Raw genomic sequence first — 14,934 nt, 5'->3', positions numbered from 1 at the left:
CGCTATCTCAAGTGGATGATTTCATCACCCGCCTGTAAAACAACCACTCCTGCTCCAACGCATGCGCCTGGTTTCCGGCCTTGCGAAAACCATGGCGTTCATCGGCATAGTAATGCGCCTCCACCAGAATGCCGTTGGCCTGCAGTGCCTCGACCATGTCGCGGGTCTGTTGCGGCACCACAACGGCGTCGAGTTCACCCTGGAAGAAGATCATCGGCACGCGGATGTTGCCGGCGTGCAGCAGGGGCGTGCGGGCGGCGTAGCGCTCGGCGTCGTTCACGGGATCGCCGATCAGCCAGTCCAGATAATCGCCCTCGAACTTGTGGGTCACCCGGCCCAGGGCAATCGGATCGCTGACGCCATAGAGGCTGGCGCCAGCGCGGAATACCTTGTGGAACGCCAGCGCGCACAACGTGGTGTAGCCACCGGCGCTGCCGCCGCGGATGAACGCCTTGTCGCCATCTATCAGGTCACGTTCGGCCAGATGAGTGACCACCGCGCAGGCATCTTCCACATCCACTTCACCCCAACTCAGATTCAACGCCTGGCGATAAGCCCGGCCGTAGCCGCTGCTGCCACGGTAGTTGAGGTCGGCCACGGCGAAGCCGCGTTGAGTCCAGTACTGGATGCGCGGGTCGAGCATCGGGTAGCACGCCGATGTCGGGCCGCCGTGGATGAACACCACCAAGGGCGGTTTTGCTTCGCCGGACATCGAAGGATAAAAGAACCCATGAGCCTCGCCTGAACCGCTGGGGTAACGCAGGGTTTGCGGCAGGCTGATCCGTTCGGCGGGCAGCGGCGCCACACCGCCGGCCAGCACGCGGGTGTGCCCGGTGCTGCGCTCGATGGCGATGACGGCGGATGGATTGACGGGAGAGGCTGCAATGCAGTAGATGAATCGCTCATCCATGGCCAGATGGCGGAAACGGCTGTAGTGGCTGGCGAGCGCTTCAACGGTCCTCGCACAAAGGGCCAAGTGGCCAAAACCGTCTTCGGTCCAACTGGCCAGGTAGCTGTCTTCTTCGACCGGCAGCCAAGTGCAGCCGCCCAGTTGCCAGGGGGCAGGGCCGTGGTCCGCGGCCGCGCTGGGCAATGGGCTCAAACCTTCGGCAGATTCGACCCAGGGCTGCCAGTAGCCCGCGCGATCCGTCAGGCAGCACAGCCGGCCGTGCGCATCGAATCGTGGTTGTTGCAGCGACTCCTCAATGTCATCGCCAGCCACACAGCGCACCTTCCCGAAACGGCCATCCGCGGCCCGCTCGGCCACCATCAGGCGCGTGGCGGTCCAGGGCTGGTCCGGGCGGCTCCATTCGATCCAGGCCAACCTTTGCGAGTCTGGACTTGGCGTCGGCGCCGCATAGAAGTCGGCACCTTCGACCAACAGCTGACGTGTGCCGTCGGCCACGTCGATGGCCACCAGGCGATGACGATCACGCTGCTCCTCCACCGCCAGCACCCGGCCATCGGCAAACTTCAAATCGCCATAGCGGCATTCGCCGGACGTCAGCACCACCGGCGTTTCGCCCTTGAGCGATTGGCGATACAACTGCTGGTCCGCTTCATTGACGAAAACGACTCCGTCGTCCGTCAGACAAAACGCTCCGCCGCCATATTCGTACACTCGACTACGTACGCTGAAACCGGCAGGCGTCAGGCAATGGGCCTGGCCGTCACGCCAATGCCAAAGGCGGCAGGCGGCGTCCTGGGGGCGGTATTCGTTCCAGAACAAGCCATGCTCGCCGACCTGCAGCTCGGCGAAGTCGACCCCGGCCGCCACCGCGTTGGCGGCGCTCAGGGGTTCAGCTTTTGGCGATGAGTCGTGAGTTTCGTTCATTGCGAAAGGCCAGTTGTTCGATGGTCTGGGTGGCGTGCTCGGCTTCTTCGCGGGCCTCGAGGATCATGCCGTGATGGTGCGACTTGCTGCACACCGGGTCGGCGTTGCTGGCGTCACCGGTGAGCATGAACGCCTGGCAGCGGCAGCCGCCGAAGTCCTTCTCTTTTTCGTCGCAGGAGCGGCATGGCTCGGGCATCCAGTCGTAGCCGCGAAAGCGATTGAAGCCGAACGAGTCGTACCAGATGTGCTGCATGCTGTGATCGCGCACGTTGGGAAACTGCACCGGCATCTGGCGGGCGCCGTGACAGGGCAGGGCGGTGCCGTCCGGCGTCACGGTCAGGAAAATACTGCCCCAGCCATTCATGCAGGCTTTCGGGCGTTCTTCGTAGTAATCCGGGGTGACGAAGATCAGCTTGCAGGGATGCCCTTCGGCCTCCAGCCTGGCGCGGTACTCATTGGTGATGCGCTCGGCGCGCACCAGTTGTTCCTTGGTCGGCAGCAGGCCGACCCGATTGAGCTGGGCCCAGCCGTAGAACTGGCAGGTGGCAAGCTCGACGAAGTCCGCTTCGAGGGCAATGCACAGCTCGATGATGCGGTCGATCTTGTCGATGTTGTGCCGGTGGGTGACGAAGTTCAGCACCATCGGGTAGCCGTGGGCCTTCACCGCCCGGGCCATTTCCAGTTTCTGCGCGAAGGCCTTTTTCGAGCCCGCCAGCAGGTTGTTCACCTGCTCGTCGCTGGCCTGGAAGCTGATCTGGATGTGGTCCAGGCCCGCTTGCTTGAAGTCGCTGATTTTCTGCTCGGTCAGGCCGATGCCGGAGGTGATCAGGTTGGTGTAGAAACCCAGTTGGCGTGCCTCGCCGATCAACTGCGCGAGGTCCTGGCGCACCAGCGGCTCACCGCCGGAAAACCCCAGTTGTGCCGCGCCCATCTCCCGCGCTTCGCGGAACACCTTGATCCACTGCTCGGTGCTCAGCTCCTTGCCCTGCTCGGCGAAATCCAGCGGGTTGGAGCAATAGGGGCATTGCAGCGGGCAGCGATAGGTCAGCTCGGCCAGCAGCCACAGCGGCAGGCCGACTTCCGGCTTGGGCGGTAACTTGTATGACGTGGCGTCAGGCAAGTTCGATCCAGTGTTGAGCACGGGCAACCTCCATGAATTGCTCGATGTCGTCACCGAGCTCCGGTACGTCGGGGAACTGCTTGCCCAGTTCGGCAATGATCGCCGCGACGTCACGCTGGCCGTCGATCAGGCCGCCGATCAGCGCGGCGCTGTCATTGAGCTTGATCATACCTTCGGGGTACAGCAGCACGTGGCCTTTCTGCGCCGGTTCGTACTGGAAGCGGTAGCCAGGGCGCCAGGTCGGGGTTTTGCTGCGGTCGAAACTCATAGGTTGATTCCTTTATGCCAGACCCGTTGTTCGGTCACGCTGTGATACGGCGGGCGTTTCAGTTCGTAGGCCATGCTCATGGCATCGAGCATGCTCCAAAGAATGTCCAGTTTGAACTGGAGAATTTCCAGCATGCGCTCCTGACCTTCCCGTGTCGTGTAGTGCTGCAGGGTGATCGCCAGGCCATGTTCGACATCACGCCGCGCCTGGCCCAGGCGAGTGCGGAAGTATTCGTAACCGGCCGGGTCGATCCACGGGTAGTGCTGCGGCCAGCTGTCCAGGCGCGACTGGTGGATCTGCGGCGCGAACAGTTCGGTCAGCGAGCTGCTGGCGGCTTCCTGCCAACTGGCGCGGCGGGCGAAGTTGACGTACGCATCCACGGCAAAACGCACACCCGGCAAAACCAGTTCCTGGGAGCGCAGTTGCTCCGGGTCGAGGCCGACGGCCTGGCCCAGGCGCAGCCAGGCTTCGATCCCGCCGTCTTCGCCGGGGGCGCCGTCGTGGTCGAGCAGGCGCTGAATCCACTCGCGGCGGATTTCGCGGTCCGGGCAATTGGCGAGGATCGCCGCGTCCTTCAGGGGGATGTTCACCTGATAGTAAAAGCGGTTGGCCACCCAGCCCTGGATCTGTTCGCGAGTCGCCCGGCCTTCATACATCGCCACGTGGTAAGGGTGATGGATGTGGTAGTAGGCGCCTTTGGCCCGCAGGGCGGCTTCGAATTCGGTGGGGGTCAGCGGGGTGTCGGTCATTCTGGAGCTCCAACGGTCTCTGTTAGGGCCTCATCGCGAGCAGGCTCGCTCCCACAGTGTTTGCAACACCGAAAAACCTGTGGGAGCGAGCCTGCTCGCGATTGGCCGCGAAGCGGTCTTGGCTTCTTACAAAACAATACTCATCCCGTCATACGCCACTTCGACATTACGCCGAACCAGCTCTGCGCGCTCCGGCGAGTCTTCATCGAGAATCGGGTTGGTGTTGTTGATGTGGATAAGTACCTTGCGCTGCCGGGGCAACTGCTCCAGCACCTCGAGCATGCCGCCGGGGCCGTTCTGGGCCAGGTGGCCCATCTCCCGGCCAGTTCGGGTACCGACGCCGCGGCGCTGCATTTCGTCATCGTCCCACAGCGTACCGTCCACCAGCAGGCAATCGCTGGCGGCCATGATCTCCAGCAACGGCGCGTCGACCTTGCCCAGGCCCGGAGCGTAGAACAGCTTGCCGCCGGTGTTCAGGTCCTCGACGATCAGGCCGATGTTGTCGCCCGGGTGCGGATCGAAGCGATGCGGTGAGTACGGCGGCGCGGCGCTGCGCAATGGCAGCGGGGTGAAGCGCAGGTTCGGGCAGGCCGGGATGCTGAAGCTGCGGTCGAGTTCGATGCGGTTCCAGTTCAGACCGCCGTTCCAGTGGGTCAGCATGGTGAACAGCGGGAAGCCGCTGCTCAGGTCCTCATGGACCATGTCGGTGCACCAGACCTGATGCGGGCAACCCTCGCGCAGGCTGAGCAGGCCGGTGGTGTGGTCGATCTGGCTGTCCATCAGCACGATGGCGCTGATGCCGGTGTCGCGCAGGGCACGGCCCGGTTGCATCGGGGCAAAGCTCTGGAGCTGGGCACGGATGTCCGGCGAGGCGTTGCACAGCACCCAGTTGATACCGTCATCGGAAATCGCGATGGATGACTGGGTACGCGCCTTGGCATTGAGGCTGCCGTCGCGAAAACCTGCGCAGTTCACGCAGTTGCAGTTCCACTGGGGAAATCCACCGCCGGCAGCGGAACCTAGGATCTGGACAAACATGGGTGCTCCGTCATTTCAACGCTGAAAATAAAAACGCCCCGGTAAACCGAGGCGTTGCACATCGCTTTGACTCTACAACGGCAGACCTTAGCGGCTGGCGAAGTACATGGTGACTTCAAAGCCGATACGCAGGTCGGTGTAAGCAGGTTTGGACCAGGACATGGGCACGCTCCTTCTGGTGATGGGACGGTTGATATCTATACATATAGTCCACCTCCGGCCGGAGATGTTCAGATAGTTAGGTGGCTATGTTACTCAAATTTACAAATGAGTGGCCGGCATTCTTGGAAAAAGCTAATTGCGCCAGCGGTAATGATCATTTCGTCTCTGGCCATGGTGCTTGCGCGTCGCGGCCGGTGACCAGGCAGCGCCAACCGCCTTCGGCGTCCCTCAGGCGATGGGCGGCGGCGATCAGGTCTGCCTTCTCGGTGGCCATGATCGACACGGCTAACTGCGTCAGATAATCCGACGAGTGGCCTGCCTGTTTACCTTGCCAGAGCAGCTCGGCAGCCTGTTCCAGCGGTAGGGCGGCCAAGTCGAATTGATCGGCCAGCGCCTGGCGTTGCGTGATGAATGCGGCCTCGTCGATTGCCTCGACCAGCGCGGGTAGTTCGCTGAGGAAGTGCTCGATATGCTCCAGCAGCTTCAAGGCCGGCGTCCCCGGAGACTGGACGCCGAACAGGATGCCGGTGTGCCCATGGATCTGGCGCAGGGCGCTGAACACCGCATATCCCAATTGCAGCTCCACGCGCAGGCGCTGGTAGAACGGTGTCTGACACACCGATGCCAACAGGCGCCAGGCTGCCTCGTCGCAGATCTCCCGCGTGGCCGTTGGGCAGAACAGTAATAACGCGTGTTCGCTGGACGCGGTGTCGAACGTTGTCCACAGCCGCTGCGAGTTGATCGAGCAGAGCGACGATGTCTGGTTGTCGGCAATGCCGGGCACGCGGCTCAAGGCCAGCCCCAGTGCCGGCTGCGTTTGCGTAGACAGTCCCATCGCGAGGCCATCCCAGCGTGCTGTTGTCCACAGGGATGACGCGTCGGTCGAGACGGCTGATGGCATGAGGCACTGGTCGGGCAGTGCCTTGAGCAGTTGCTTGATCGGGATGAGCACGGGGCGTTCGGACTCCATCTGCAAGGAGTCATCATCCGCCGCGGTCAGCGCTTTCAGCACCTGTTCGAGGACGATCGGCATCGGCTCCTGTAGGCCGGTCAGCTTCAGCAGCCATTCGTTGCCCGAGGCGTTGAACGACACTGCAACGCCGGCCTCGCGCGCTTCTTCACACAGCGGTTGCAGACGCATGTCCATCTGCTGTTGCAGGCTTGCGTGGGGGCAGGCCTCCAAACGCCAGCGCAGGTAGATCGCACCCTGTGCCGTGTTGTCCGGCAGGACCTGGCTGAACTGCATTGGGGAATTTTCCCGGCGACTGCGCGAACGGTCCTGGGCAAAGGTTCGCAAGCCTCGGTGTTTGCTGGTCTGTCCGCGGATCAGGCCGGCATTCTGGGGAGGCGCTGCAACGCGCAAAAAGGGATTGGGCGCGGGCAACTGCCAGTCACCGCTGAAGTTATCCACAGCGCCGATTTTTTCCAGGACAAAGTCGAGCGCGGTGACCCCGTGCTCGGACAACCCGGCTGCAAGTTGCTCGCTGTCGAGCCGGGCCAATTGCAGCGCGCCGCTGATCTGTTGCTGGCGTTGAAGCAGGGCGGCGTATTGCTCGCGCAAAGGCTGCCAATCCCCCTGCGCGGCAAAGAACCCCAGCCAGTCGAGCACGTTGTGGCGAATCTCGTCGGCCGCGGCTGTCGTGGTGAATTCGATGTGTAACACCGCCTGATCGGCATAGTGGTACAGAATCCGCGCTTTCATATGCTCGGCCAGATCACGGGCACGCAACTGCGCCAGCAGCCCCCCGGGTTTGGCCACATTCAGCCAATGGCACAGAAATGCCAGGGCCTCACTCGACGCAGCCGGCAACGATTCAAAGGTGAACAGCAGGTCGAGCCGTTGCTCATTCGCCTGGTGATAAGTGCGGTCAGACGATGGCATCAGCGCTCGCGGTGTCGCCTGTACGACTTTTTCTCCTGGGGCAATCACCGCACCGAAATCCAGCGCCAGTTGCCTCAGCTCTTCGAGGCTTTGTGGCCCGACCAGACTCAAAGTCATCTGTCCGGTCTGGTAAAAACGCTGGTGGAAATCCTTCAATGCCTGCTGAAAATCCGCTTGCTCCAACGGCAGGCTGTCACGGTTGCCGGCATGGAATCCGCGCAATGGATGAGAGGGCGACAGGCCGTCGAACAGCGCTTGTTGCTGCTGCGCCGTCACATCCTGCGACCAGGCGACGAATTCGGCATGCAGCACTTCCCGCTCACGTTGCTGGTCCTGTGGACTCATGCGCGGGTGAGCGAGCATGTCTGACAGACGCTCGAGCCCGGCGCTGAAGTCCTTGGGTGGCAGTTCGAAAAAGAAGTCGGTCGTGCGTTCGCAGGTCTTCGCATTGACCTGGCCACCGTGGCCTTGCACGTAGGCCATCAACCCCTGATCTGCCGCAAACCGCTCGGTGCCAAGGAACAGCAGGTGCTCGAGGAAGTGCGCCAGGCCCGGCCACGCCAGCGGTACATCGTGACTGCCTGCAGCGACCCTTAATGCTGCCGCGCAGCGCTTCAAATCCGGGGCATGGCGCAACGTCACCCGCAGGCCGTTGGCCAGGGTTTCGGTGTGTGGGCGAGGGGGATTGAGCGCAGACATGAGCACTTCCAGAACAGAGAAGCGCCCATGCTAGCGGATAACGAGGGATCAGCGCTTGTTCAGCTCGCCGTAAAGCTCGGGCCGGCGGTCGATCAGGTAGCGATTGGCCGTGCTCGAATCGTTCAATAACTGGCGGTCCAGTTCACCGACGATCAACGCTTCATCCAGACCCGCCTGGGCGGCGCGGCTGCCATCCGGCGCGGCAATGCTGCTCTGGCCGCAATACTGGATATCGCCTTCGCTGCCGCAGTAATTGGCGTAGGCCACGTAACACTGATTCTCGAAGGCCCGGGCGCGTACGGTGACGTCGGCGACGAAGTCGTAGGGAATCATATTGGCCGTCGGCACCAGAATCAGCTCGGCGCCGGCCAGGGCCAGGCGCCGCGCATTCTCCGGAAACTCCAGGTCGTAGCAGATCAGTAAGCCGAGCTTCCAGCCGTTGAGTTCCACCAGCGGGAAGTCGTCGCTACCGGCGCTGAACATCGAGCGGTCGAGGTCGCCGTACAGGTGCGTCTTGCGGTAGTTGCACAAGCGCTCGCCATTGGCGTCGATCAATTGCACGGCGTTGTAGATCTGCCCGTCCTCGGTGCGCTCGGGATAGCCATACAAAATGGCCATCCCGGCCGCTTTGGCGATACGCCCGATTTGCTGGGCCGATTCACCGTTATGCACCTCGGCCAGCACGCTGACGGCGTCGATGCCGATGTTGTAACCGGTCAGGAACATCTCCGGCAGCACCAGCAGGTCGGCGCCCTTGGCCTCCAGTGCCAGCTGATGCAGGCGTTGCAGGTTGCCTGCGACGTCCAGGGGTAGCGGTGGACATTGGTAAAGGGCTACGCGCATTTGGGAATCCTCTTACTCGGGCAGGGCGATCGGACCGATCTCGTTGAACACATCTCCTGGACCCGGGTTCTCGGCGTGAGTTTCACCGCCGAAGTGTTTCATGATGCCCCACACGGCATTCAGCGAAGTCTGCACCGCGCCTTCGACCCAGGCGGGCGTCCACGAAACGTCGTCACCGGCGATGAAGATACCGCGCTGCTCGGCCGGCATCTCGTCCTGCATGAAGTGCGCGTACATGCGCTGGTTGTAGCGATAGTGACCCGGCAGGGCGCCCTTGAAGGCTCCGAGGAAATGCGGGTCGGCTTCCCAGGAAACGGTGATCGGGTCGCCGATGATCCGCGCGGCGATGTCGACCTTCGGATAGATTTTCTTCAGCGCGTCGAGTGCCAGTTTCACGCGTTTTTCCACCGGATGCGGGAGCATTTTCAGCGCGTCGCTCATCCACGAGTACGACAGGCAGATCACTCCGGGTTTGTCGTCGCCGTTATCGAACAGGTAGGTGCCACGGGTCAGGCGGTCGGTGAGGGTCATGCTCATCAGGTCGCGACCGGTCTCTGGGTCCTTGTCCTTCCAGAACGGCCGGTCGACCATCACGAAGGTCTTCGACGATTGCATGTAGCGGGTGCGGTCCAGGGCCATCCACATCTTTTGCGAGAACAGGGTTTCGTCGCATTCGATCTGGGTGGTCAGCAGCCAGCTCTGGCAGGTGGTCAGCACCGCCGCGTACTCGCGGGTGTCGCCGTTGTTGTCGGTCACGGCAAAGCGGCCATTTGCGGCGTGGGCGATCTTCTTCACCCCCGAGCGCGGTGCGCCGCGATGCAGCGACTTGAGGCTGGTGCCTTGCGGCCAGTGCACGCAACGCTCCGGCACATGACGCCAGATGCCTTGTGGCACCTGTTCCACGCCGCCAACCACCAGGTGTTGATGATCGTCACAGTTGGTCATGACGACGCGGAAGATCTCCAGCATCGAGTTGGGGAAGTCCGAGTCCCAGCCACCGGTGCCGAAACCTACCTGGCCAAACACTTCGCGGTGATGGAACGACAGCTTGGCAAAGGCTTTCGACGTGGCGACGAAGTCGTAGAAGGTGCGGTCGTCCCACAGTGGCACCAGGGTGTTCCACAGTTCCTTGAGGCGTGGCACATCACGGTCGCGGATCGCTTGCTGGATATCGGCGAACTGCGCACCGGCTTCCAGCGCGTCCGCCCAGGCGTCAGCCACTTCCTGGAACAGCGCAGGAAGGTCCGCCAGTTTCTGTGCGTAGTGGGTTTTGCCTTCCAGGTCGATCACGGTACTGCCGGAGGCGGGCGTCAGCGGGTTGGGGAAGGGCTTGGTCTCAAGGCCCAGCTTGTCCACGTAGTGATAGAACGCGGTGGACGACACAGGAAAACGCATGCCGCCGAGTTCGGCAACGATGCCATCGGTGCCGTTGAACGCTTGGGAACGCAGGCGCCCGCCCATTTTCGAGGCTTCGTAGACAACCGGTTTGAGGCCCAGCTTCATCAGCTCATAAGCCGCCACCAGGCCGGCGATGCCCGCGCCGACGATCGCCACTTCGGCACCGTGGTTGTGCGCAGGAATACTGCCCAGACCCGCCGGGTGTTCGACCCAGTCGTCGAAGGCGAACGGAAAGTCCGGGCCGAAAATGGTGACTGGTTTCTTACCGTCTGCGGGGTGGCGATTGTTCTTGTTCATGGCTGACCTTACTGGCGACCGGACACGGGAGGCGCGTCTGAGTATAGGAAAAGATGGCAGCCATTCTAGAGAGCGTAGAACACGTTAATAAGACGCAAAGTGTCGTCATTTTGCCTATTGATTTGTCAAAGTGACGATCAAAAACTACACATTGAGCCCCTGTAGGAGCGGGCTTGCCCGCGATAGCACTGGACCAGACGCCATGTCAGGTCACTCTCAAACCGGCTGCCCCCGATCAATCTTGCTGCTCAGAATGATCGACGTCGTGGTCTTCTCCACCCCGTCCACGCCACCGATCTGATCCAGCAACTGATCCAGCTGCTCCGGCGAATCCGTACGCAGCCACGCCACATAATCGAACTCACCACTGACCGCGCACAACTGCTGCACCTGAGCCATGGCGCTGAGGCGGCGCAGCACCTCCTTGCCGGAGCGTGGCTGCACGGTAATGCCGACATACGCCTGCAAGCCGCCATCCACCACCCGCTGACCCAGGCGCACGCCGTACCCGGTGATCACCTTGGCTTTTTCCAGGCGCGCCAGGCGCGAAGTGACGGTGGTGCGGGCGATGCCCAGTTGCCGGGCAAGCATGGCCACGCTCTCGCGGGCATTGATCTGCAGGGCCGCGATCAATTGGCGGTCGATTTCGTCGAGAACGGGCGGACGGATGTCGTGCAAAGGGTAGGCTCCAGCGCTACAGATCGAGGTTTGAACATGTTACAGGCACATCCGGCCATGCGGATGTTGGCGGCGCAAAATGCTGGCGCTGGACAGTTACACATTGCCCGTTGTCGAATGCACAATCGAGGGAAACGAGGCGCCGAAATGTCCCGGAACATGCCCAGCGCGGTACGCCAGCATGCTTTGCAGATCGCACACCACGAAATGGGTCATTACGTCGTGGCTCGCTCCCTGGGGTTTGCCACCGGGGGCGTGAGCCTGACGGTGACCATGGACCTGCGGCATCACGGCGGCGCCGCCATCACCCTGGCCCGACCGCTTGCCTCGATGGCGGTCATGAAGGCACACCTGGAAGCGCGAATGATGGTGCTCTTTGCCGGTGTCATGGCGCAGACGCTCTCTTCGGCTGGGGTCGACAAATCGAAAGCAATCGCCATCCTCAAAGGTGCGCTGGGGGCAGAACACGATTACGCAAAGATCAAAGAGCTACAGCACCTGCTGCGCAACATCAGTTATCCCGAAACGGATCCAGCTTCAGCCGAACGCATCGCGAACGAACTGAAGACCGTGACGGATCGCGTCTGGGATCGAACTCAAGCGATAGTCGAGGCCCAGGCCGACACCATCATTGAACTGGGGCGCATGCTGGTCGACGGCATGGCTATCGTCGAAGAGTGGGGCAGGGCGGCAGATACCTACGAAGTGGTGTTCAGCCGTGACAGGCTGGAAAGACTGCCGGCGATACAGGCGATCTCATTGTTGGGCACATAAATGAACTGCTCAGGTTTGCAGGCTGGCGTACGGTTCCAGGCTGTTCTTGAGGAATTTTTCCCGGTCCTGATGCATCTGCAAATGGGTCTTTCCCGTCGCATACTCGAGGCCGGCCAACCCCATTTTCAGCGCCAGTTCCGGGTGCCGGGCGACATGTCGGATGGTCTCTGCCAATCTGGATGGATTGCCCGTCTCAAAGGTCAGGGCATTGTCGTGGTTGGTAATGTCCAGAATCCCCGAGGTGTCGGAGCCTATGACCGGCACGCCCTGGCTGAAGGCGTCAAAAATGATCCTGGGTTGCTCCTGTTTCAGGGTCGGGACGAGCAACCAGTCATGCTGGGAAATGACGTTGAAAAAGTCCTCCCCATAATTGACGGTGTCCTGAAACCTGACTTTCACGCCCCCGTGATCCTCTTCGGCAAAGCGCAGGCAATGCTCTTTAAGATCACCTGAACCCATGATTGTTACATTGATGTTCAAGTTGTCATGTTTCAACTTTTCTATGGCGTCGAGTACAACGAGTACACCTTTATCCGCGACCAGGCGTGATGGATAAAATATGTTGAGTGTGCTGCCGAGGCGGTCTCTGAATTTATTTTTAACCGTCTCTTGATTGGCTACGTGCTGCTTATCGACCCAAGTAGCATGGTTTATCAAGGCTCGACTGTCATCATCGCCAAGGAAATATTCACGATAAAATGACTGAGTGAATATCCTTGCATTTGCCAACTTCAAGCAACGCTTCAATAAAATCTTGTGAACGTAGTGTTCGACGGTCTTTCTGAAGGTCCTGGCCTCACCCTGGCCGAGCATCCAGAATGAAGACTCGATGACAATGATCCATTGAAAACGCATGAGCGGCTTGAGCGGAAGAAGATAAAAAGACAACGGAAATGCCCAGCCCGCACCATCGGAATGAACAATCCTGGCCTTTTTACCGGCCTTTATGACCGTCATGAAATTCGGAACAAGATTTTTGATAATGGACTTCAGCCCATAATCGTTTCTGAGTTCGTACAGCCATTTTATGTTCAGGTTGGTAATGTCGTGCAGCCCGTCCACGCTGTTACGATTTTCAACGGGACAGCAAATTCCGAAGTTTTCAATATAGTTCAAGTGCAGTTCTATGTCTTTCGCCCATAGAGCATCTGTGAACAGGCGGCCATGCTGATCTTTAATAATCGGAATTCTTGTGAACAGGATGTATGGCTCGTTTATCATATTCCCCTCACAGGAATCATTGACCGCTAAAGTTGATACTTCCTGCCGGGCGCTTCCGATTACTTGGTTTTGCTGGCGCCATTTTTTTGCTGCCCGTTGAAAATATCACTACAGGCGTTCGGGGGAATTGTAGCAGTCCGAAACATTTTTTTACGCCTGTGGGGGGAGATTTTTATATGTCCTTATCGTGGAAGGTAAAAGGGGGTTCTAACACAGATTTTCGGCAGCGTGCGCGCGTGAAGGGTAATCCGCCAAGCCCTGAGGGTTTAGCGGCCATCGGATTTTCGGACTGGAATGTAATCCAGCTTTGATTTTTTCTGGAGTCAGGTATACGTTACATTGATAAAGAATTGTAGCGTATACAGAACATGGATTACTCCCTGATCACCACTCGTCTTGGCGAGCAGATCCGCCAGCGTCGACTCAATCGCGGTTTGACGCAAGTCAGGCTCGCGGAAATGGCTGCGGTCACCCGGCAAAAGGTCATTGCAATCGAAAAAGGAGACCTGACAGTCGGCATGACGGCTTACGCGCGGGTGCTTGGAGCGCTGGATTGCGAGTTCGCTGTAGTACCCGCTGTCATGCCAACTTTGGACGAGATTCAGGGGGTGTTTGATTGATGGCGACGGCATTGCAGGTCGCAACGCCCGAGGGGCGCAGTGGGAAAATCCTCAATAGCGCAGGGGACTATCTGTTCCGCTATCACGATGACGCCAAGGCACAGGCTTCGATCAGCTTGCTCATGCCTCTGCGCCTGGATGAATACCGCCATAGTGGGCTGCATCCGATTTTCCAGATGAATTTGCCCGAAGGCTACGTTCTGGAGCAATTACGCAATCGCCTGGCAAAGGTCGCAAATGTTGATCCAGCAATGCTGCTGGCGCTGTCCGGCAGCAGCTCGCCGATCGGGCGAGTGGCGGTCAATTCGCCAGAGGTCGATGCACTTTTGCAGCGGCAGGAGTTCCCAGGAGAAAGGCTGGACGAGATTCTCGCCTGGGATGGTGCAGAGGACATTTTTGCCGGACTGGTAGATCGCTACATTCTGCGCGCGGGGATTTCAGGGGTGCAGCCTAAAGTGCTGGTGCCCGAACAGCAGAGTTCTGGTGTACAGCGATTTACTTCAAAAACTTCCGACCTGATCATTAAAAGTGGCAGAGATGAATTTCCAGGGTTGGCCATCAACGAATTCCTCTGCATGTCTGTGGCAAGGGAAGCGGGGATCGTCGTTCCGGAATTTTACCTGTCCGACAACGCCAAATTGTTCGTCATGCGTCGTTTCGACCGGGACGAGCGACTTGATCCCATAGGCTTTGAAGACATGGCCGCACTGATGGGGCTCGCTGCAGAGCAGAAGTACTCCAAGAGCTACTCGGCAATTGCCAAAGCGATTCGCCTGTTCTGTGCGCCTGACCAAGTGCAGGAATCACTGGCACAGTTGTTCTCCATCGTGAGCTTGAGTTGCATTGTCGGTAATGGCGACGCTCACCTGAAGAACTTTGGCTTGTTATATTCCAACCCGACCCAGCGTGATGCGCGAATCGCCCCCGCATACGATATCGTCAATACCACAGCCTATATCCCAGAGGATGTATTGGCGCTGGATCTGGTTGGCAACAAGTCATTGTTTGCCTCTCGGCAAGGGCTCCTGGACTTCGCTCAAGTTTGTGATGTGGCGCATCCAGGGGAAGTGATTCGCGGACAGTTGGCGGCCCTGGAACGAGTGCTGAATCGCTCACCCGAGCTGAAGGAGCAGGCGCCGAATGTGGTCGCAGCAATCAGTCGGTGTGCCGGATCATTCATACACAGTTTCGGCTAGCGCATTTCTCGTTGTGGATCGCCTGTCCACAAAAACGCAAAAGCCGCGCAATGCGCGGCTTTCATGTTTGGTGGGCCCACACGGACTTGAACCGTGGACCAAAGGATTATGAGTCCTCTGCTCTAACCAACTGAGCTATAGGCCCTCAGTAGGTC

At 59.9% G+C, this 14,934-nt stretch carries 14 protein-coding genes and 1 tRNA gene; 3 read left to right on the top strand and 12 right to left on the bottom strand.

The window, feature by feature from the left end:
• Positions 1–7 precede the first annotated feature (7 nt).
• The 10 genes from ABVN20_RS11320 to ABVN20_RS11275 all read right to left on the bottom strand — a co-directional run bounded on the left by ABVN20_RS11320 (position 8) and on the right by ABVN20_RS11275 (position 10,968).
• Entirely contained in the window at positions 8–1,834 is a 1,827-nt protein-coding gene (locus tag ABVN20_RS11320) for a prolyl oligopeptidase family serine peptidase (RefSeq protein ID WP_368555686.1), read from the bottom strand.
• Positions 1,800–2,954 (bottom strand): pyrroloquinoline quinone biosynthesis protein PqqE, encoded by a 1,155-nt coding sequence (gene pqqE, locus ABVN20_RS11315; RefSeq protein WP_368557695.1) that lies wholly within the window; start codon positions 2,952–2,954, stop codon positions 1,800–1,802. The genes ABVN20_RS11320 and pqqE overlap by 35 nt, the downstream gene beginning before the upstream one ends.
• A complete protein-coding gene (gene pqqD, locus ABVN20_RS11310) occupies positions 2,947–3,222 on the bottom strand; it encodes a pyrroloquinoline quinone biosynthesis peptide chaperone PqqD (RefSeq protein ID WP_368555684.1) in 276 nt (91 codons plus the stop codon). Before pqqD ends, pqqE begins: the two co-directional genes overlap by 8 nt.
• Positions 3,219–3,971, bottom strand: a complete 753-nt coding sequence (gene pqqC / locus ABVN20_RS11305; protein WP_368555682.1) for a pyrroloquinoline-quinone synthase PqqC — start codon at positions 3,969–3,971, stop codon at positions 3,219–3,221. The genes pqqD and pqqC overlap by 4 nt, the downstream gene beginning before the upstream one ends.
• Positions 3,972–4,097: 126 nt before the next feature.
• Positions 4,098–5,009, bottom strand: a complete 912-nt coding sequence (gene pqqB, locus ABVN20_RS11300) for a pyrroloquinoline quinone biosynthesis protein PqqB (protein ID WP_368555681.1) — start codon at positions 5,007–5,009, stop codon at positions 4,098–4,100.
• 87 nt (positions 5,010–5,096) lie between these two features.
• Complete coding sequence (gene pqqA, locus ABVN20_RS11295) at positions 5,097–5,171, bottom strand: pyrroloquinoline quinone precursor peptide PqqA (protein ID WP_009045898.1); 75 nt, start codon at positions 5,169–5,171, stop codon at positions 5,097–5,099.
• Between the two features lie 154 nt (positions 5,172–5,325).
• Positions 5,326–7,752 (bottom strand): pyrroloquinoline quinone biosynthesis protein PqqF, encoded by a 2,427-nt coding sequence (gene pqqF, locus ABVN20_RS11290; RefSeq protein ID WP_368555680.1) that lies wholly within the window; start codon positions 7,750–7,752, stop codon positions 5,326–5,328.
• A gap of 48 nt (positions 7,753–7,800) precedes the next feature.
• Positions 7,801–8,595 (bottom strand): carbon-nitrogen hydrolase family protein, encoded by a 795-nt coding sequence (locus ABVN20_RS11285; RefSeq protein ID WP_368555679.1) that lies wholly within the window; start codon positions 8,593–8,595, stop codon positions 7,801–7,803.
• Positions 8,596–8,607: 12 nt separating this feature from the next.
• A complete protein-coding gene (locus ABVN20_RS11280; RefSeq protein WP_368555677.1) occupies positions 8,608–10,290 on the bottom strand; it encodes a flavin monoamine oxidase family protein in 1,683 nt (560 codons plus the stop codon).
• A gap of 216 nt (positions 10,291–10,506) precedes the next feature.
• Complete coding sequence (locus ABVN20_RS11275; protein ID WP_368555676.1) at positions 10,507–10,968, bottom strand: Lrp/AsnC family transcriptional regulator; 462 nt, start codon at positions 10,966–10,968, stop codon at positions 10,507–10,509.
• A gap of 147 nt (positions 10,969–11,115) precedes the next feature.
• Here ABVN20_RS11275 and ABVN20_RS11270 point away from each other — a divergent pair, with 147 nt between their 5' ends.
• Positions 11,116–11,742, top strand: a complete 627-nt coding sequence (locus ABVN20_RS11270) for a peptidase M41 (RefSeq protein WP_368555675.1) — start codon at positions 11,116–11,118, stop codon at positions 11,740–11,742.
• A gap of 9 nt (positions 11,743–11,751) precedes the next feature.
• Here ABVN20_RS11270 and ABVN20_RS11265 read toward each other — a convergent pair whose 3' ends face one another.
• Positions 11,752–12,858, bottom strand: coding sequence for a glycosyltransferase family 4 protein (locus tag ABVN20_RS11265; RefSeq protein ID WP_368555673.1), 1,107 nt, complete (start codon positions 12,856–12,858; stop codon positions 11,752–11,754).
• A gap of 473 nt (positions 12,859–13,331) precedes the next feature.
• Here ABVN20_RS11265 and ABVN20_RS11260 point away from each other — a divergent pair, with 473 nt between their 5' ends.
• Entirely contained in the window at positions 13,332–13,583 is a 252-nt protein-coding gene (locus ABVN20_RS11260; RefSeq protein ID WP_368555672.1) for a helix-turn-helix transcriptional regulator, read from the top strand.
• Complete coding sequence (locus ABVN20_RS11255; RefSeq protein WP_368555670.1) at positions 13,583–14,779, top strand: type II toxin-antitoxin system HipA family toxin; 1,197 nt, start codon at positions 13,583–13,585, stop codon at positions 14,777–14,779. The genes ABVN20_RS11260 and ABVN20_RS11255 overlap by 1 nt, the downstream gene beginning before the upstream one ends.
• 68 nt (positions 14,780–14,847) lie before the next feature.
• Here ABVN20_RS11255 and ABVN20_RS11250 read toward each other — a convergent pair.
• A tRNA-Ile gene (locus ABVN20_RS11250) sits at positions 14,848–14,924 on the bottom strand.
• Positions 14,925–14,934 lie beyond the last annotated feature (10 nt).

This window comes from Pseudomonas sp. MYb118 (assembly GCF_040947875.1).
GTDB lineage: Bacteria > Pseudomonadota > Gammaproteobacteria > Pseudomonadales > Pseudomonadaceae > Aquipseudomonas.
The sequence above is the reverse complement of the archived record's forward strand: the minus strand, read 5'-3'. Positions and strand labels throughout refer to the sequence as shown.

Bases quoted from the DNA above. Each gene is read 5' to 3' on its own strand.
- ABVN20_RS11285 (WP_368555679.1), bottom strand. From the start codon at position 8,595: ATGCGCGTAGCCCTTTACCAATGTCCACCGCTACCCCTGGACGTCGCA.
- ABVN20_RS11255 (WP_368555670.1), top strand. From the start codon at position 13,583: ATGGCGACGGCATTGCAGGTCGCAACGCCCGAGGGGCGCAGTGGGAAA.
- pqqD (WP_368555684.1), bottom strand. From the start codon at position 3,222: ATGAGTTTCGACCGCAGCAAAACCCCGACCTGGCGCCCTGGCTACCGC.
- ABVN20_RS11280 (WP_368555677.1), bottom strand. From the start codon at position 10,290: ATGAACAAGAACAATCGCCACCCCGCAGACGGTAAGAAACCAGTCACC.
- ABVN20_RS11260 (WP_368555672.1), top strand. From the start codon at position 13,332: ATGGATTACTCCCTGATCACCACTCGTCTTGGCGAGCAGATCCGCCAG.
- ABVN20_RS11320 (WP_368555686.1), bottom strand. From the start codon at position 1,834: ATGAACGAAACTCACGACTCATCGCCAAAAGCTGAACCCCTGAGCGCC.
- pqqC (WP_368555682.1), bottom strand. From the start codon at position 3,971: ATGACCGACACCCCGCTGACCCCCACCGAATTCGAAGCCGCCCTGCGG.
- pqqF (WP_368555680.1), bottom strand. From the start codon at position 7,752: ATGTCTGCGCTCAATCCCCCTCGCCCACACACCGAAACCCTGGCCAAC.
- pqqB (WP_368555681.1), bottom strand. From the start codon at position 5,009: ATGTTTGTCCAGATCCTAGGTTCCGCTGCCGGCGGTGGATTTCCCCAG.
- ABVN20_RS11270 (WP_368555675.1), top strand. From the start codon at position 11,116: ATGTCCCGGAACATGCCCAGCGCGGTACGCCAGCATGCTTTGCAGATC.